The 18570-nt window shown below is 63.4% G+C and carries 14 protein-coding genes, 1 tRNA gene and 1 pseudogene; 6 read left to right on the top strand and 10 right to left on the bottom strand.

The genetic code is table 11. The annotated features are described in order from the left end of the window. Positions 1-330, bottom strand: coding sequence for a WhiB family transcriptional regulator (locus tag ACQEU6_RS30210; RefSeq protein WP_499336433.1), 330 nt, complete (start codon positions 328-330; stop codon positions 1-3). A gap of 327 nt (positions 331-657) precedes the next feature. Here ACQEU6_RS30210 and ACQEU6_RS30205 point away from each other — a divergent pair, with 327 nt between their 5' ends. Beyond that, the gene (locus tag ACQEU6_RS30205; protein ID WP_499336432.1) at positions 658-2955 is read left to right on the top strand and encodes a penicillin-binding protein; all 2298 of its coding nucleotides are present in this window, start codon (positions 658-660) and stop codon (positions 2953-2955) included. 34 nt (positions 2956-2989) lie between these two features. Here ACQEU6_RS30205 and ACQEU6_RS30200 read toward each other — a convergent pair whose 3' ends face one another. Beyond that, positions 2990-3442, bottom strand: a complete 453-nt coding sequence (locus ACQEU6_RS30200; RefSeq protein ID WP_499336431.1) for a GatB/YqeY domain-containing protein — start codon at positions 3440-3442, stop codon at positions 2990-2992. 94 nt (positions 3443-3536) lie between these two features. Between ACQEU6_RS30200 and ACQEU6_RS30195 the strand changes: the two genes are divergently transcribed. From ACQEU6_RS30195 to ACQEU6_RS30180, 4 genes are all read left to right on the top strand, one after another. Continuing rightward, positions 3537-4436, top strand: coding sequence for a metallophosphoesterase (locus ACQEU6_RS30195; RefSeq protein ID WP_499336430.1), 900 nt, complete (start codon positions 3537-3539; stop codon positions 4434-4436). Then, positions 4433-5059, top strand: coding sequence for a class I SAM-dependent methyltransferase (locus ACQEU6_RS30190; protein WP_499336429.1), 627 nt, complete (start codon positions 4433-4435; stop codon positions 5057-5059). Before ACQEU6_RS30195 ends, ACQEU6_RS30190 begins: the two co-directional genes overlap by 4 nt. A gap of 38 nt (positions 5060-5097) precedes the next feature. Next, positions 5098-5171 (top strand) — tRNA-Pro (locus ACQEU6_RS30185). 671 nt (positions 5172-5842) lie between these two features. After that, entirely contained in the window at positions 5843-7540 is a 1698-nt protein-coding gene (locus ACQEU6_RS30180) for a Shedu anti-phage system protein SduA domain-containing protein (RefSeq protein ID WP_499336428.1), read from the top strand. A gap of 52 nt (positions 7541-7592) precedes the next feature. On the opposite strand, the pseudogene ACQEU6_RS30175 reads toward ACQEU6_RS30180, so the two are convergent. The 8 genes and pseudogenes from ACQEU6_RS30175 to ACQEU6_RS30140 form a co-directional block, all read right to left on the bottom strand. Next, a pseudogene (locus tag ACQEU6_RS30175) lies at positions 7593-7784 on the bottom strand (hypothetical protein); the annotation flags it as partial. A 120-nt stretch (positions 7785-7904) separates the two neighbouring features. Beyond that, complete coding sequence (locus ACQEU6_RS30170) at positions 7905-8105, bottom strand: helix-turn-helix domain-containing protein (protein WP_499336427.1); 201 nt, start codon at positions 8103-8105, stop codon at positions 7905-7907. 11 nt (positions 8106-8116) lie between these two features. Further along, a complete protein-coding gene (locus ACQEU6_RS30165) occupies positions 8117-8683 on the bottom strand; it encodes a hypothetical protein (protein ID WP_499336426.1) in 567 nt (188 codons plus the stop codon). A 156-nt stretch (positions 8684-8839) separates the two neighbouring features. Further along, on the bottom strand, positions 8840-10378 hold the full coding sequence (locus ACQEU6_RS30160) for a relaxase/mobilization nuclease domain-containing protein (protein WP_499336425.1): 1539 nt from the start codon (positions 10376-10378) through the stop codon (positions 8840-8842). Continuing rightward, the gene (locus tag ACQEU6_RS30155; protein WP_499336424.1) at positions 10375-10977 is read right to left on the bottom strand and encodes a MobC family plasmid mobilization relaxosome protein; all 603 of its coding nucleotides are present in this window, start codon (positions 10975-10977) and stop codon (positions 10375-10377) included. The genes ACQEU6_RS30160 and ACQEU6_RS30155 overlap by 4 nt, the downstream gene beginning before the upstream one ends. A gap of 1192 nt (positions 10978-12169) precedes the next feature. Continuing rightward, positions 12170-13045 (bottom strand): phospholipase D family protein, encoded by an 876-nt coding sequence (locus tag ACQEU6_RS30150; RefSeq protein ID WP_499336423.1) that lies wholly within the window; start codon positions 13043-13045, stop codon positions 12170-12172. A 35-nt stretch (positions 13046-13080) separates the two neighbouring features. After that, on the bottom strand, positions 13081-14949 hold the full coding sequence (locus ACQEU6_RS30145) for an ATP-binding protein (RefSeq protein ID WP_499336422.1): 1869 nt from the start codon (positions 14947-14949) through the stop codon (positions 13081-13083). Beyond that, positions 14946-16502, bottom strand: coding sequence for a DEAD/DEAH box helicase (locus ACQEU6_RS30140; protein ID WP_499336421.1), 1557 nt, complete (start codon positions 16500-16502; stop codon positions 14946-14948). The genes ACQEU6_RS30145 and ACQEU6_RS30140 overlap by 4 nt, the downstream gene beginning before the upstream one ends. Before the next feature lie 866 nt (positions 16503-17368). On the opposite strand from ACQEU6_RS30140, the gene ACQEU6_RS30135 reads away from it, so the two are divergent. Beyond that, positions 17369-18538 carry a cysteine desulfurase family protein gene (locus ACQEU6_RS30135; RefSeq protein WP_499336420.1) on the top strand — a complete coding sequence of 390 codons (1170 nt, stop codon included), beginning with the start codon at positions 17369-17371 and terminating at the stop codon, positions 18536-18538. Positions 18539-18570 lie beyond the last annotated feature (32 nt).

Genomic DNA, 18570 nt, shown 5'->3' with positions numbered 1-18570 from the left:
TCAGCTGGCGACGAGCTCCTCGCTGACGACGAGATCGTCCTCGTCGACCTCCGCCGACCGCTCGTACTCTTCCTTCGCGGTCTCCAGCAGGTCGCGCCACGAGCGCACATCCGGCCGCCGCCGCAGTAGAGCCCGGCGCTCCCGCTCGGTCATCCCGCCCCACACGCCGAACTCGATCCGGTTGTCGAGAGCGTCAGCGAGACACTCCGTGCGCACCGGGCAGCCGCGGCAGATGAGCTTGGCTCGATTCTGCGCCGCACCCTGCACGAACAGAGCGTCCGGATCCGCGTTACGGCAGGCGGCGCGGGCGGTCCAATCCGTGATCCACATCTTGGCCCCACTCCCCTAGGGTCTGTGTCGATTTGCGCTCCTTGGCCGGACGGGCGCGGACGTCAGGCCGCCAAACGAAAGCCGTGGGGAAGAACTTACGGAAGCGAGGGACGTTTCAACAGCCCCCGTTGGGCCCATTCTCGATATAGCCCACCGGGGCCATACCGCCGGAACGGACTAGTTACCTGTAGTTGACGCGCCAGACACTACGCAGGTTGTCACGATGAGGGCATAACGGACGTAGAACCCTGATCAACCGGTCCGGAAAGCACGAACCCCGGGGGACCTGTCCCTAATGCACTGCTCGTCCCGCGTACCCTAGAGCCCGTGCGCGTTGCGAAGAACGATCGGACCCAGGCCGCGTCCACGCTGTTCAGGTTGCTAGGTGCCGGGGTGGTGGCGGGCCTCATCGTCGCGCTCATCGCGCTGCCCGCCGTCGGCAGCGCCGGGCTGACGGCCCGCGACGCCGCCAACAACTTCGACGACATGGACAGCCAGCTCAAGACGACACCGCCGTCCGAGAAGACGGTGATGTACGACGGGAACGGCAAACCGGTCGCCACGTTCTTCGACAAGTACCGCGAGTCCGTCCGGCTCGACCAGGTCGCCCCCATCATGCGGCAGGCGATGGTCGACATCGAGGACTCGCGCTTCTACGAGCACGGCGCGCTCGACCTCAAGGGCACCATCCGCGCGATGGCGTCCAACGTCGAGTCCGAGCAGACGCAGGGCGGCTCCACCCTCACCCAGCAGTACGTCAAGAACCTCCTGGTCGACAGCGCCAAGTCCGAGGAGGAGTACCGCGAGGTCACCGCGCCCACCGTCGGACGCAAGCTGCGCGAGCTCCGCTACGCGCTGGACGTCGAGCAACGCCTCACCAAGGACCAGATCCTTGAGGGCTACATGAACGTCGCCTACTTCAGCGCCGGGGCGTACGGCGTCCAGGCCGCGTCCAAGAGGTACTTCAGCATCCCCGCGTCCAAGCTGGAGCTCGGCCAGGCCGCCCTGCTCGCGGGCATCACCCAGAACCCCACCGCGTACGACCCCATCCGCAACCCCAAGGACGCCCGCAAGCGCCGCGACGTCGTCCTCTACCGGATGGCGCAGCTCGGCCACATCACCAAGGCACAGGCCGACACAGAGGCCGCCAAGCCCATCCAGCTGAACCGCACCGACCCGGTCGGCGGCTGCGAGACCAGCAAGGCGCCGTACTTCTGCGAGTACGTGAAGTACGACATGCTCAACATCCTGTCGGACGGCAAGTACTGGCAGCTCCAGCCGAAGCAGCAGCAGACCGTCGTCAACAAGCTGAACCGCGGCGGCTACACCATCCGCACCACGCTCGACATGGCCGACCAGCGCGCCGTCGACCGGGCCCTGCGCGGAACCGTCGCCCCCGGCGGCAACCGCGTCGGCGCCGAGGCCATGGTCGAGCCCGGCACCGGCAAGGTCCGGGCCATCGGGCTGAGCAAGCGGTACGGCCCCGGCAAGGGCCGGACGACCATCAACCTCCCGGCCGACTCCGCGCACGGCGGCGGCAGCGGCGTCTCCGCGGGCTCGACGTTCAAGGTCTTCACCCTCGCCGCCGCCATCGACCAGGGCATCCCGGTCAGCACCACCATCAACTCGCCGCAGACCACCACGATCAGCGGGTTCCAGCCGTGCCGCTACACCGGGATGTTCGACGGCAAGAAGGTGAAGAACGCCATGGTCGGCGGCGGCCCCTGGACGCTGTCGAACGCGGGCGACAGCGAGAAGGGCAACTTCAACCTGAAGACCGGCACCTGGCACTCGGTCAACACCTTCTACGCCGTCCTGGAGAAGCGCGTCGGCGTCTGCAACGCCGTCAAGATGGCCGAGAAGTTCGGGATGAAGCAGGCCACCGGCGACCCCCTGATGCCGATCGCGTCGCAGGTCCTCGGCGTCAACGACATCGACATGGTGCACCTCGCCGCCGCCTACGCCGGCTTCGCCGCCCGCGGCAAGTACTGCGCGCCCCTCTCGGTGACCGAGGTCGTCGACCCCGAGGGCAAGAAGCTCAAGCTGCCCAAGCAGGACTGCCACCAGGCCCTCGACCAGGACGTCGCCGACAAGGTGAACTCGATCCTGCAGGGCGTCCTCACCAAGGGCACCGCCGCCGGGCGCAGCATCGGACGTCCCGCCGCCGGCAAGACCGGAACCTGTGAAGAGTTCACCTGCGCCGTGTTCGCCGGGTTCACCCCGAACCTCGCCGCCGCCACCGCCTACTGGGACTTCCGCGGCCCCTGGCAGTACAAGGTCTACGGCGTCTACGGCGCGGACATCCCCGGCGGCATGTGGCAGCAGTCCATGCGCAACGCCCTCTCGGGCAAGCCCGCGCCCGGCTTCCAGACCCCGACCCGCGACTTCGGCGACACCACGAACGTCCCGCAGGTGAAGGGCCTCACGGTCGCGGCCGCCACCGCCAAGCTCAGGGGCGCCGACCTGAAGGTCCAGGTCGCGTCCGGCTCCGTCGAGTCCGACCAGCCGAAGGGCACGGTCGTGTCGACCTCTCCCGACGCGGGCACCTCCGTCCCGCCCGGCACGACCGTCATCCTCTACGTGAGCGCCGGCAAGAAGCGCGGCGGAGGCCCCCCGCACGACTGACGCGAAAGGGCCCGGCGCCATGCCGGGCCCTTCCTCATTCCGCGAGCTGCCGCTTCACCTCGGCCGCGACGCGCCCGCCCTCCGCGCGCCCGGCCACCTTCGGATTCACCGACTTCATGACCTGCCCCATCGCGCGCGGCCCCGACGCGCCCGTCCCGGCGATCGCGTCCGCCACCAGCGCCGTCAGCTCCTCGTCGGACAGCTGCGCGGGCAGGTACCCCTCCAGCACCTCGCCCTCGTCCCGCTCCGCCTGCGCCTGCGCCTCGCGCCCCGCGTCGCCGAACGCCGTCGCGGCCTCCCGCCGCTTCTTCGCCTCCCGCGTCAGCACCTTCACGACGTCGTCGTCGGAGAGCGTGCGCGACTGCTTGCCGGCGACCTCCTCGTTCCTCACCGCCGTGAGCGCCATGCGCAGCGTGCGCGTGCGGAGCTCGTCGCGCGCCTTCATCGCGGACGACAGATCGGTCTCCAGCTTCTCCTTCAGGGTCATGCCCAACATCATGCCCGTCCGCGGCCTTCCGCCTCATCAGGATTACCGAGCGGCGCCCATGTCTGAAAGCATGGAACCCTGGGAAGGGAGAGCCGTGCGAAAGATCCACGCAGTGCCGCTGGGAGTGCTGGGCGCGGGCGCCGCGACCTTCGGGTACGCCTCGCTGATCGAGCGGAACTGGTTCCGCCTCCGCCGCTTCGACGTGCCGGTGCTGCCGCCCGGCCGCCCCCCGGTGAAGATCCTGCACATCTCCGACGCGCACCTCACGCCCGGCCGGTCCCGCCTGATCCACTGGGTCCGCTCGCTCGACGCCCTGGAGCCCGACCTCGTCGTCAACACCGGCGACACCCTCTCCCACCGCGACGCGATCGGCCCCTTCCTGGACGCCCTCGGCCCCCTCCTCGACCGCCCCGGCGTCTTCGTCTACGGCTCCAACGACCTGTACTCCCCGGTCCTGAAGAACCCGCTCCGCTACATCTGGCGCACGAGCAAGTCCGACTACGGCCGCCGCCGCCGCGAGCCCGACCTCCCCTACCGCGAGCTCGGCTCCTCCCTCCAGGCCGCCGGCTGGCTCGACCTCAACAACCGCATCGGCCGCCTCAAGGTCGGCGAACTGGACGTCGAGTTCGGCGGCATCGACGACTCCCACATCAACCGGGACCGCTACGACAAGATCGCCGGCCCCGTCGACCCCCAGGCCGACGTCCACCTCGGCATCATGCACTCCCCGGAACCCCGCAACCTCGACCGCTTCACCGCCGACGGCTACGACCTCCTCCTGGCCGGCCACACCCACGGCGGCCAGGTCTGCGTCCCCTTCTACGGCGCCCTGGCCACCAACTGCGGCCTCGACCGCCCCCGGGTCAAGGGCCTCCACCAGCACCGCGGCTCCTGGCTTCACGTCTCCGCGGGCCTCGGCACATCCCCGAAGGCCCCCATGCGCTTCTGCTGCCCGCCGGAGGCATCCCTGCTCACCCTCGTCCCCCGACGGTGAACTGGAAGACCGCCCCGCTCCTCGCCACCCTGTACGACTTCGCCGTCCAGAACCGCCCCCTCTCCCGCCTGGGAGCCCGCGTCCTCTGGAACTACGACGTCGGCCACCTCCACACACTCATCGCCGCCCAGGACCCCTCAGCCCTGACCCTGGACATCCCCTGCGGCGGCGGCCTGGCCGTACGCGAAAACCCCCGCCACGTGGCAGCCGACCTCTCCCCGACCATGCTCAAGAGAGCCCGCCGCAAGACGACGACCCTCGTCCAGGCAGACATCTACAACCTCCCCTTCCCCACCGACACCTTCGACGTCTGCCTCACCTACAACGGCCTGCACTGCCTCGAAGACCCCCAGGCAGCCCTCCACGAACTAACCCGAGTCCTACGTCCAGGCGGCACCCTCCAAGGCACAGCCCTCGTGAAGCAGGCGGGCCGAGACGCCCTGATCAACCTGTTCCGCCGCCAGGGCGCCTTCGGCGACCCGGGCACCAGAACAGACCTCCGAACCTGGCTGGAGGCGACCCCCCTGACGAACATCACCCTCACCACCTCCGGCGCCGTGACCGCCTTCACAGCCCAGAAATCAGGGACGCACCACTCCCCCGCATCCGCTAAGGTGGACTAGGCGCCGGGAGGAACGTACGACTCCCGGGCAGCCACCACCGGGGTGTAGCGCAGCTTGGCAGCGCGCTTCGTTCGGGACGAAGAGGTCGTGGGTTCAAATCCCGCCACCCCGACACAAAGGTGCAGGTCAGAGGCCGGTTCTCCAAAACGGAGACCGGCCTCAAGATCTTTTGTCCGCCATCCGTCCGCGAACCCAGCCACCACCCACGGACACCGTCCGCCCCGCACCAGCACCAGCACCAGCACCAGCACCAGCACCAGCACCGAGAGACAATCGCCTCGATCCCCCACCATTCAAATCCAGGCCTACGGGCACCCACGCCGCCACACACTCAAGGTGCCGCCAGTGGAGCATCCGTGGTCGATCTGGCCGACACACGTGGCCACCTCACCTTGGCCGCGGACGAGTCCCTCGAGGCGCATCAAACCTCCAGAGTTCCTACCTCTGCCTCCCGGGTCGCCCTTGAAGCCGGGCCTCCGCATGTGGTCGTACGGCCTGCCTGCGTGGCTCACGGCTGAACGCAGCGCGAACCGGCCAAGCCATACAGTTCTCGCTCACCATTTTCTCCCACATGGAGACGAACGTCCCAAGCACTGGCTAGACGCAGCCCACCTCCGCGTATCGCCGAAGTTCTAGACACCTCCCGACCGCAATGGGGTCACCACTACAGTGGCGATCACTCACCCACAGAGGATGATGCACGGCACCCAGCCCCCGATGTCGTACCCGTCTTGCATGATATGTGCTCGGTAAACATCCATTAGATTTCTCAAGGAGAAGCCAATGAAGCGATGGCTGATTGTCGCACCAGAGACGCCTTCGAAGCTCGACAGGGCGAGCTACGAGGAAGCTCGAATTGGAAGCTGGGATAGCCGAATCCTCCTATCACCCAAGTCGGTTGAGGTTGGGGATCAAGCTCTTCTGTGGCGACGCGGCAGAGCGAGCGGCATTGTAGCGATCGGCAAAGTGACCAGTCTCGTCGAAAAAGAACGGCGCCCATTTGGACCCGTCAGGAACTTTAAAGGCGAATCGCGTCGCGTCATTAGACCTCCCGAGGTCATCAAGGAAGCTCATCTGTCACTCGACCATTACTGCTTCAGCAGGCCGGTCACACCCGAGCGACTCACAGAGATGGGATTTGCAGATCTGGCGACCATGGCCCACAAGCCCCCGAACCCCATATCAACGTTTAAGACAGTTGAAGTGGACTTTTCGGATCGACAGTGGAGCGATCTGATAGCGGCCACCCACGAAGAAGACGTTTCTCCCGAATGGCCAGCAACCTGGGCAATCCCAGAAGGCGGGCTCGTAGACAGGAGGAAGCTCACTTCCATCTACGGCGGCAGCACGAACAACAGAGTCGGGGCGAGCGCAAGAACTCCAAATGTATTCGCCTTTATTTCCACTTCCCTTAAAGACGGAAGAAAGGGATATGCATGGGAAGGCGACCTCCTTATATGTCCCGGGCATCCTGAGCCCTGGATTCGAGTTACGTCGGAGAATTTGAGTATTCTAAGTCACCATTGGCGAGGCTATCCTATTCGAGTATTCGAAGCCCGAGCCCAAAAATGTGTCTACATCGGCGAATTCGTAATCGATGAAACTAAGCCCGTTGAGGAGTGGCTTAGCGACACTCGAACAACAACCGGGCTGCTCAGGAACAGAGAGACGCGGGAGGTAAAAATACCGCTGTTTCGGCTTCGCCAGATCAGCGGCCTAAGCTTCCAGCAAGATCGCGATGCTTTGTTTGACGCTAAACGCGAAATCGATCTGCGAGTTGATGCGATAAGCTCAAGCTACGAAGGGCGCGACAGTTCAGAGGTTGCTCAGCAGATCGCCGCAGCCTTGGACCACCCGGAAGTTATTCGACAATTTTCCTCGATCGATATTTCTAGCAACGTGCGGGGCACGTTCTCCGCTGCCCTGAGGATTCAGGAGCTCAGACGGGCAGTTGCAGAGCTCAAGAGCCTTCTCAGCTCTGGAGTCAATCAAGAAGCTCAGTATCAAGAATGGTGCGAGCAACACTCCTGGGCCTTTGGCAATTCTTATGCGTTCAGGGATGAGCTACGGCGTATATCTGTCGGAGACACAGTCGATATCCTGATGTCTTCAACGCTAAATCGCCTGCGTGACATCATCGAGCTTAAACGGCCCGACAAGAAGGTTCTTCTTTTCGACAGCACGCACAAGAGCTGGTACTGGTCTCAGCAAGTTAGTCAAGCAATCGGCCAATGCCATAGGTACCTAGATAAGCTGCATGAGCAAGCAAGTCTTCTCGTACCGGATCATCCTGATCTGGCGGCATACCATCCGAGGGCAACTGTAGTAATTGGCCGATCGGACGAATGGGAACCGGCACAGCAGCGCGCTTTGCATGGACTGAATTCCAGGCTCCACGGTGTGTCGATTATTACATACGACCACCTATTGGCAAAGGCAGAGGCCACCCTCGATACGGTTTCTTCTCCTGCCCAGAAGTAGCTTGCCAGTGCCCCACATCCGGGCAATATTCCTACCCAACAAGTGGAGATCTTCAGGGGAGTGTCTGAAAGACTGTAGGTGAGGCAGTAATCAGCTTTAAATTCACGGTGATGCGGTCACCGTAGTGCAGCGGCAGGGCGTTCAGCGCGGTCTTCCAGCGGGGATTTTTGTCGGTGACTTCCGGCCGATTCTTCAGCGGTTGCCGGATGACCAGGTAGAGCACTTTGAGTCGTGAGGGCGAGGTGCAACCGAGTCACAGAGGCCTTCTACCTCGGCGCGCTGGGGTAGAAGGCCTCAGGCGAACTTAGGTAGTCACGCTGCGTTGATGCTGGAGGGACAGTGGAAAAGAGGTGGCATGTCCAAGTCAGAGATTCCCATGGCTCGAAATAAGTCGCTGGAGGTCAACGGTGACCACTCGGTAAGTGGTGCCTATGCGGATGACCTTGCAGGGGAAGCGGTTCTCGCGCGCCAGTTGGTAGGCGCGGGTTCGGCCGAGGCCGAGGGCGCGGGCGGCGGTTTCGATCGTTGTTGTGGTGGGGAGGGCGGCGAGTTCCTCGCGGCTCATCGGTTCCACGCTCAGGCCTCCGTTGTGTTCGTGCGACGAGTGCGGATCGGACCGGGCCGTTCGCTCGTGGGAGGCGGTTCGATGAGTGGTGGATCGCTGATCAGACTCGGGAAGTCTTCGGCCGCCGCTGCTACGCCGGCGTCCCGCTCGTCTGCCTTAACGTGAGATGTTCCGTCCGGTTCTCGTCCTTGAGCAGAGCAGGAGTGGACGGCACTGACGGTGGATTGGGCTTCGCAGAGAGCCGTGGAGAGCGCTTGGCTGTGCCTTCTGGCTTCCGCCAGAGCTTGGCCGTGGCGGCTCAGGACGCCGATGAGGTCTCCGCCCCGGTCGTGGCCGAGTCGGCCAGCCTGGAGCTCGCGTAGGAAGAAGCGGTTGATCTGGTCGAGGGCCTGATCTAGACCGTAGACGGCCGCGCTGAGGTTGCCGAGGATCGCGTACGCGGTAGACGGCTGAGTAAGGCTCGGAGGGCCGGCGGTGGCGTAGTTGAGCTGCCGAACTTGTTCGTACAGGTTGGCTGCGAGTTGGACGGATTCGTCGTCGTTACTTGCGGCTGAGAGAGCCGGCGTGCAGTCGGTCATGTGGGCGTGTCCTTGTGGTTCCCATGCGGGGGCTGTGGTCGGTCATGACTCCACCTTTCTCTCTGCAGCGGAATGTTTACGCTACGTAAGTATGCGCGGGTGTTGATCCTGACGCCACGACCCTGCTCGGCGTGGCGTCAGGGTCGTGCAGCCGGGCTACCGCGATGGACGGCGCCGGCGCAAGCCGGGCTCCGGAGCCGCGGATCTGGCGGATGGCTGCTGGTTGTCGCTCATCTGGTGGCCAAGAGGTATCGGAAAGCATGTGGCTGCGAGCCGTGCGGCGTCCTGCCCGGCCCTGAGGTTCGGCTGCGGGCTTGGCAATGTCGGGGTGTTGGGCCGCGGAGTTGAGCGGCCGAGGCTGGTGAGCTGAGAGGCGGCCCTTCGGGCGGCTGCGGCCTGGGCGAGACGGCGTTGTTGCTGTCGGAACTCCGCGATCGTCTCGACAAAGGCAGCAAGTTGCACGATGAGGTGAAGCAGGATGCCGACCGGGCTCGGGCGCTGGCCGCGTCGTGCGTTGATCTCGGAGAGGGCAAGGCCTCGGGCGACGGTGCGTAGGTTTGCTCCGTAGGGAGTGGACGGTGGTTGGTATCCGTAAGGTTCGCGAGCTGCGCGGTCGTAGAAGTCGGCGGCGGCCGCGAGTCCTCGGTTTCCGGTGATGGCCGCGGTGACGTTGAGGACGTCGGCGGCTGCGGCGGCCAGGTCGGCGCGGACTGCCGGGTCTTGGATGTGGCGCATCTGCCAGGTGGCTGTTGCGGCGGCTCGGGCGGCCTCCTGGTAGGCCGCGGATCGTTCCTGGTGAGTCAATTCCCCTCTGTTGAAGCTGGGCCGTTCGAAGCGTTTGCTTCCTTGAGGGGCTGTCCAGCGGTGGCGGAGCTTTGGGAGCGTGAGGTTGGCGGCGAGTCTTCCTCCGGAGAACCAGACCGGTTGTCCTTCTTGGTTGGTGTGGTGCGGAAGTGCGACTGCGTAGCCGGTGATCTCTCCCGGTGTGCGGGGGCTCTCACGGGTCTTGACCAGTACTCCAGCATGTTCGAGGGCGGTGAAGAAGTCGTCTTCGTCCTCCGCTCCGGCGGCTGCGGTGGCTACGTGCCGGCGGAGGGTTGTGCGGGGCGGCTCCGACCAGTTCTTGCGATGGGTGAGTTCTGTCTCGGCTCGGGTCGGGCGTGGTGCTGCGGTGCGGTCCGCGGGTGCGGTTCGGGTGAGGCCGTAGCGTTTCTCTGCGATGTGACAGGCGTTGGCGACCTGGAAGTAGTCGCGGTGGACATTGGGGTTGCGGCCGTCCTCACGCGCAAGGACCGCGACAAGGTGGATGTGGTCGTCGGCGTGCCGTACCGCGATCCAGCGACATGCCTGGTCGTCACCCTGTGGGGCGAATCCGGTCTGGTGCATCACCTCTTCGGCGATGTCGGCCCATTCATCGTCCGACAAGGTTCGGTCTGAAGGAGCAGCTCGGATCGAGCACTGCCAGACCGGCAGGGGCAGCGGTGTGTGTCGAAGGGTGTCGAACGGAGAGGTCAGGAGACCGGCCAGGTGACGGAAGTCCCGATCGCCTCTGGCGTCGAGGCCAGGTTCGAGGACCATAGGTAGCCGGAAGCCTGCGACGATGTGGGGATCTACGTGTTCGTTGCGGCGGCCAGGGCCATACAGGTAAGAGAGCAACCTTGCGAGGCTCTGACCGCGGGTGACTTTACCGATCATCGCAGGAGCCGACCGATCTCAACGGACATGGCGTCCACTCTCCGGAGGACGTTCTCGAGATACGCCAACGCAGTGGGCAGTTCGTAAGGCACCTGGCCTGTCGTGTTCGCCATGCGCGCCAGCTGATTGATGTTCACGCCGATGCGGTTCAACTGCCGCGCAATGCCACGCAGTTCTTCGCAGAGTTCCGCAGTCGGTTGCTGCCCTAATCCGTGTTGGCGAGTTGCTGCCTGTACGGTGTGGACGATGAATGTTCCGTAGGCGGTTCCTGCTCGCTGGGCTGCCGAGCAGATTTCGTCGTACTCCTGGTCGCTAACTCGGAACCTCATCTCCCGGTCCCGTCGGCGGCCTCCGCCGAGCTGCGAACGTCGCTGCAGCTTGCGGGGCTGGTTGGGTTGTTCGTCGCTCGTGACTGCACCTCCGATCAACCGTCCAGGACCGCGCCCGGTCCCTCGCCGCAAAAGTGTGGCGCGGTGGATTCCATGAATCCACGACGTGTCGCGACACGGTCCTACCTTGCAGCCTCCAAGTAGGGCTTGCCTTACCTCCTGCCAGTCGCTACCACTCTTGACTGCGGGAGATCCACCAGTTCCAATCACTGACGGAGAGTGCCAAGCAATCCTATTTTTAGAGTGGCAGCAGATATGCTATCCGTCGCGATGGCGGATCGGTTGGTGACACTCGGCAGTTGGGCATCGACACAGAAGACCCAGCAAGAAACCAACGGCTCCGAGCGGCTCAATAGCGGGGTCGCGTCGGGCCCCAAGCCGGGCGTCTCCCCTTCGACGAAGCAGCGACGGCTGGACCGTGCGGCCCTTTCCTCGTGGGCCTCGATGTGGTCCTGGTGGTCGTCGCCGCCTCGTCCGCCGCGCGGCGGACGGTCCGTCCACAAGCCGGCCCCTTCCGTCCACACGGACGGCGACCGTCCGCCCCAACGGATGGGCGGCGGACGGGAGTGTGGACGATGCGTCCCCAGCTCTCAACCCGCAGGTCGCCGATCGGCTGAGGTGGTTACAGCGGGAGGAGCGGGCTGGGGCTGCCGTGCCAGGAGATGTAGAGGTCCTCGCGAGCGCGGGTGCAGGCGACGAACAGCAGGGAGCGTTCGCTGAGCATGTCGATCTCGTGCTGGATGCGGTCGAGGTCGGCCGCGGTGACGGCGGCGTCGAGCGGGTGGGCGCGCTCGTGACCCCGATGAGGGCGACACAGCGGAACTCCAGGCCCTTCATCGCGTGCATCGTGGCGACCCTTACGCCTGGTTCGGACGCGTCAGGGCCGTCCTTGAGGGCAACGGCGGGAATGTCGTCGTCCAGGAGTCGCTGCTCCGCCCGCGCGCCGAGATCGTGGAAGCGGGTTGCCACCGCGATGTCCGACGGGTCGACTCCTGCGTCCAGCCAGGAGCGGACCTTGCCGACCAAGCGGTCCAGTTCGACGGCCTGGCTCGATGCCGGCGACAGAAACGGGTTCCGGCCGCGGAGCCTCGACGTGTAGCCGTCGAGGGTGTCCGAGCCCTCGTCCAAGTCGTCGATCTTCTCGCCGGTCATGATGCGGACGACCAGGTCAGGATCTCCTGGGTGCTGCGGTAGTTGATGCGCAGCCTGCTAGAGGCGGCCTCAGCCCCTGGCCGGAGTCGTCCTCGAAGCAGATCCAGGCGCCCAGGTCCGCCGCCAACTAGTCACCCGAGTGCCAGGCCAGCATGAATCAGCCGACAGCCCTCGTTCTAGTCGGCAGCGCGGCCAGGATGGAGGGACAGAAGCTGGGTAACCAGCAGGTCCATACACAGAGAAGAGCCGCCTAATAAATCTCTCTTCCCTCGCGGATTTCCCATGCACCGACTGGCACCAGATGTACGTTATGAAAATAGTTCAACCACTGAGCCAGAGTCTCCACAGCACGCTGCGCTTGTTCACTGGACATAGATCTTTCGTCCACCAGCTCCGCTTTCACTTCCTCAAGATTCAGCCTGCCTATCTCGAACAATTGTCTCGTCAGGGATATAGATCTCAGGCCAGCGAGGACGGCTTCCGCAAAGGCAGGCTCGGGAAGGCCCGGCGAAATGTCTAGGTGCGCCAGATCGCGGACTACTCCAGCGAGCACGTCCCTGCCAATGTTTCGGTGCAGTCCGCGGTACACGTTATAGAGCCGTTCGGGGTTGCGCGTCTCCGGGAGCCACTCTTGAGGGATACTGGCCTGGCCAGCGACCAAGACCTGCGGAGCGTCTTCATCTCTCCGCATCAGGTCGGCTTGCGCTCGGATCTGCTGGGCGAGGCTTACGGACGCTCTCACACACGAGGTTGCGATCAGGTCGAGTGTCCGCTGCACTTCAGGGTGTTCAGTGCCCACCCTTAAGAGGAGCTCGACGTTGGCAGCCGGGTTGCGGCCAACGGCCTTGGCGGTGAGGTTGGCGGAGCCCACGAGGCAGTGGTTGTCAGCGATGTACAACTTAGCGTGCAGGTTATGACATAGATCGATGCGCGATCGCCCGTCAGCCGCAGCGATCTCAGCGATCTCGGGGTCCGAAACTCCGGCCGCGACCTCGGCCACTGACCAGCGGGTGACGCACCTGACGTCTTCAACACTGGATGGAACGGCCTCCAGGGCAGCCTCGAACACGTCTTTCTTAATGAACGGGGCAACGAGGATGACCCGCTCAGATGCGCCAGCAAGCAAGAGCCTAATCTGCTGCCAAATATGGTCCCGCACCACTATTCGTCGCCCTCATCATCCTCACTGTCTGCACTGAGGAACTCGGAGGCAATCCTTCCCCAGTCCTGTCGCATCTGTTTGGCACGTGCACGTGGTCTCTCGGGCTGTTCATCCTCGAATCGCGCCCAGGACAGGAGCAACAGCTTGAAGGCGTTAGCAGCAGCCACGAGCCGGTCGATAAGCTCTTCCCGGCTCGCGTCGTCGAAGTCCTTATCGAGGACTGCGATGAGATCATTGTAGACCGGGTGGTCCATGTTGAGCGCGACCTGAAGCAGCCCGGGGATAAACTCGATATTAAAGAAGGCCGGAGAGTCCGGATTACGGCTGGCCAGAAGGCGGGTGTGCTTCCCTCGGGAGAACGTCTCCTCGATGATTCGCTCAGCGTCAGCCTTGCTGTACTTGTGCGTCTCGACCAAGCTCTCGAGTTGCTGCTGCTTGATTTCTTCGCGGGTGGCCGTCTCAGCGAGGCTGTCAGTGAGGCTCGCCTTGGTCTCCGCCCGGCGCCGCTTGACGGCCTCCTCCGCTTGATTCTCTGCTTGTTCGTGGCGCTTGCGACTGGTGCCCGTGCCACGGGTCTGATCCTCAAGGTGGGAACGCAGCCGGCCAAGCAACTTCTCGCGAATGTAGTAGACGATCTCGATAAGGGGAAGCCGTGGATCTCCCTCATCGCGAAGCTCCGCACGAAACTCCTCCCACGAGAGTCCAGCAGCTTCTTCACGCCACCTGAAGTTGGCAAGCGCCGAGAACATGGTCGCCGACTGCTTGTTGTTCGTTACGCCAAAGACCTCGTCGAGAGCAGGGGGGAAGTCGATCTCGACACCCCACCACCGCTCTACCGGGTCGTAGGAGTTCGTCCATCCAGTATCAAGGTCGAGTTCGCGATCAGCGCGGATAAGTGAAATGCCGAGATTCTTGTTTGCGTGCTTGCCCCAGGGCGTGTCACCGGGCTTGAGGCTGGGAGATATCTCAGAAGGCCACTCTTGACCTTCGATGTCGGGACGCCGGGCGGCATCCACGGCCACTGACGCGCGGACGAGCACAGGATGCTCTTTGCCATCGGCGCCCTTAACCATGAACCGTTCCGCACCTACCTCGCCGGTGTTGCCAGCACCGAAAGAGCGGAACATCGCCTTTGTATCGAATGGCGGAGGAGTTGAGCTCGGTGCGGTCAAATGCAGGGGATCGTTGGGCTTGGTGTCACGCACACCCGGCAACTCCGCCCAGCCACGCACTGGGACCAGTCTAATTCTGGTGCCCTGGGTGATCTTGCGCCGATAAATGCGTCCAATAAGCCGCTCGGTGTTGGTCAGAGTGGCATCGGCACCGCGCCATTGAACTCTCTCCAGCCGAGTCCACTGGACGAGGGTCCCAGACGTCCCCAGCCCTTCGGCGAGTTCTTGCCATTCGGCTGGAAGTGCCTCTGGCTTTGCTTCGGGAACCTCTTCCAGCCCCTTGCGAAGCTCTGCTAGGTCGAGGTAGGTGTGAAGCGCATTTTCGGGCCCAGCTTGCCATGACCAGACATCGACACGGTCACATTGGGAAATACTGGAGTTAGGCAACCCCACTCCAAAGCGTCCAATACCTTTACGCTCTTGCCGGGTCCCAGCTCCGAAGCGGAGCGATTGGCGCAGCGTCTCATGGTCCATGCCAGTGCCGTTGTCGAGAACGGCGATCTTTTCCACACGATGGCGGGTGCGCTGAGAAGACCTATCGGGGGACTCGACGACGAACAGCTCTACGAGGTCAGCGTCGGCCTCTATCCCATTATCGATCAATTCTGCGATAGCGTGGGCCGTCGATTTATATCCACTGTCCTGCAAGGCCTTAACTGTCAGGTCAGAGGTGACGATCGAGTACCTGGACTTCATCGTTCTCCCCACACATCCTCCCAGTTCGTGAATGCCTCAGCCACATCTCCAAAGCCGGGCAATACTGGATCTACGACCGTAACGACTTCGCACGTGGGCGTGCCGCTGGCCTTGGGACCCCGGATGACGCGGCCGACCATCTGGCTGTAAAGAACCAGTGAGCGCGTAGGTCGCGCGATGACGGCAGCGCTTGCTGCCGGAGCGTCGAAGCCTGTTGTCAGCACGCCGTAGTTGGAGAGAACCATCGGCTGCGCCCCCGGAGATTTAAACCTCTTGATCACGTGATCGCGGTGGCGTACGGATGATTCGGCACTGATCTGGTCTGCATTAAGGCCGAACATCGAAAGGACCGCAACAATCAACTTACTGTGCGATACGGAAGCGGCGAAGACCAGGACCCGGCGATGTTGTTCACTCAAGTCCAATATTGTGCGTACAACCTGCAGATTCCATTGCGCATTTTCACTAAGCCGCGCAATAAGGTGATCGGGAAGATCGAAAGAGGTCGCAAGAATTCTCTTATCCCGAGCGCCGAGCTTTATACCCGAGTCTGCAGCGACAGTTCGAAATACGGGGCGAGCCAAGTATTCTTGTTCAATCAGAGCAGTGACGGGGTTGTCGTAGCCGTCAATCTCCAGCATTACCTTCTGGCGAGCAAAATAGTCAGCTAGGCGCTCGTCTTCAGAAATGTCCTTCCAAGTCCGGCCCGGTGTCGCCGTCAGTCCTAGCAGGCTTGAGTCGCTGCGGAGCGTGAGAGCATCGACCGTCCTGCGGTAAGTAGGGGCGACGACCTGGTGAGCCTCATCGAACACAGTTAGACTGGTATGGAGGGCGAGGCGATCCAGGAACGTTGGATCGTCCTTGGCTGCAGCCGTCGCCTTGTCGAGGCCAAGGACCACGAGCCCATCGGTTAGCCCGTCTATGTCGGCCGGCGCCTCACCCCACATACGTCGCACGTTGACCTGGCGGTTACCAAGGGCATTCCATGCGCGCTCAAACTCCAGGGCGGCCTGTTCCAGCAGTTCCCGTCCTCGAGCCAGCCAGACCACAACGCAAGGCTCGGAATGCCGCAAGTGATCACAGATAACGTTCATTGCGGTACGGGTCTTGCCTACACCCGTTGGGAGATGTAGCACGGTTTTGCGCTCACCGCTGTACAACAGGCGCCGGACCTTGCTGGCAGCGAGTCGCTGATGTGGGAACAGCGGATAGGTCGCAGTGCTGGACCGCCGGAACGATACGGGAGGCTCAGGAGCCCGGTCGACGATCAGGCCGAGGAAGCCCAGGAGCGTGCGACGCTGATCTGGCGTCCATCCCAGCGATGCAAGGTAGGACGTAGGCTCGGCAGAGCCGTCACTGCCAAGCCGTTCGGCGAGCTCCGCCCGCTTGGGTTGAGGGAGAAGATCCAACAGCTGCGCGCGTTCACTGGCGTCTCCGATCAGACGGTCCACGGATACGGATGACGCCGCGACGCCGCGAAGTACATCTTCGCGGTATTCGCCATGCAACAGGTCCAGCAGTTCGCATGCATGCTCGCCGAGCTGCCGTCGCACGTAAGTCAGGGGGGCCGTATCAAGGAGGGCTCGAAAGGATAGGCCTGGGGAGTCGCTCACCGCTGCGTCAGCCCTGCTCGTGGGCCACGCGCCTCACTCACCGAAGCAACTTGCAATCCTGCTCCTCGCCCTCACTCCCCAGGCTCGCCAGACAACGGCGACCGGGCACGTGGTCCGACTTTAACCCTTACAGTGACAGTCCGCAGCAGGACGTGACAATCCGCTCGTCAGATGACACGGCAGGATGTGGCCAAAGCTCGCCAGAACCGGGTATCCGGGCACATAGATCCAAGATGAAACCTGTAGTGCTCTGTCGATACACGAGGACGACATCCTCGAACCGGAGTCGCCACCCCCTTGTCGCCCCCGAGTTGCAGTTTGATGAAACCGACGCTTTACTCGCTGCACATAAGGGTCCGTGACTCCAGTATCCAGAACGACCTCGCAGGAAGTCCGATTCCACAGCCGACCCGCACTGCGAACTATCGGACCGGCAGCAGGCATCGTTGCAGCGCACCACGGTGATGGACCCGTTCGTTCCTCGAGGATGCATGGCCGGGGCCCCCATGCGACGCGGATCAGGCTCGACCCCCGCTTCCTTGCTGGCCAGATGCACGCCACCGCGCGGGATCCACGTTTGGACGGTCAGAGCTAGCCTGCGTCATTCACCCGTGGGGCGGTGAGCTAATCGGCTCCACATCCCTGATGCAAGCCGCACCCTTCGCCTGAAGTGGGCAAACTTGTGGAATCTGCACCGGAGTTGGTTGGGCAGGCTAGGATCACGCATGAGAGCTGGTGGAAGCGATCCCGAGCTGCGGAATCATCACCAGCTTTGCAGGAGGCGGGCGTCTAGCGGAGGTGGAGACATGGTTGACTCGGTAGGCAACCCGCTTCTGGCGTACCTGGACTACAACGCTACTGCCCCCATCCGCCCTCAGGCGATGCAGGCGGTACTTGACGCGATGCGAGTGGGAGGCAACGCTTCAAGCGCGCACCGTGCAGGGCACGGCGCAGCCGAACGCGTAGCGGGCGCGCGGCGTCAGCTTGCTGACCTGCTCAACTGCTCACCCGGTGAGATCATCTTTACCTCAGGGGCCACTGAGGCGAACAATCTTGCACTGCGCGCAGCGTGCAGCGCAGGAGGTGCCCTCATTACGAGCACGGTTGAGCACCCAGCCGTGCTGGAGACGGCTAAGAGCCTCACTAATCAGGAGTCCGACGCGCTGCGTCTGGTGCCGGTCGACAGCGAGGGCGTTCTGGACTTAGAGGCTTATCTTAACACTCTGGCCAAAGGTGGAGTAGCGGTCGTATCGCTGATGGCTGCCAATAATGAGACGGGCGTCCTTAACGACCTGGTACCGATAGTGAAGGCGGCCCACGCGGCTGGGGCGTTCGTGCATACCGATGCGACACAGATGGTCGGCCGCCTGCCAATCGACCTTGCAGCCCTCGAAGTCGACCTGTTGTCGCTGTCAGCCCATAAGTTCGGCGGACCGCAAGGGGTGGGTGCCCTTTTTGTCCGGCGCAGCGTTCCTTTGCCCTACCGTCCGCTTATCTACGGCGGGGGGCAAGAGCGCGGCTGGCGGGCCGGGACCTTGAACGTTCCTGGGATCGCGGGTGCTGGAGCAGCCGCCGAAGCGGCACGCCAAGGCATGGCTGTTGAGAGTGCACACGTCGCGAAGCTGCGTGATGCATTGGAGACCGCCCTTGTCGAGCAGATTGACGACTGCCGAATCAATGGGGCCACTGCCCGCCGGCTTCCGAGCGTTACGAGCATCACCTTTACAGGGACGCCCGCTGATGCCGTGCTGGCCACCATGCCCGACGTCGCGGCCTCTGAGGGGAGTGCCTGCTCGTCTGGTGCACCGGGGCCTAGTCACGTGCTGTTGGCGATGGGACGCACCAGGGAGCAGGCCGAGTCGACTGTGAGATTTTCCTTGGGTCCCGGCAGTACCAGCCGTGATGTAGCTCAAGCCGTGTCCTCTACGACTCGTGCGGTACGCAAGGTGCGGTCTGCTCTTTCTGGGCCAGTTTGACCCACCACTGCCTGAATAACCCCGAACGGACG

Source organism: Spirillospora sp. CA-108201 (assembly GCF_050936235.1).
Lineage (GTDB): Bacteria > Actinomycetota > Actinomycetes > Streptosporangiales > Streptosporangiaceae > Spirillospora.
The sequence above is the reverse complement of the archived record's forward strand: the minus strand, read 5'-3'. Positions and strand labels throughout refer to the sequence as shown.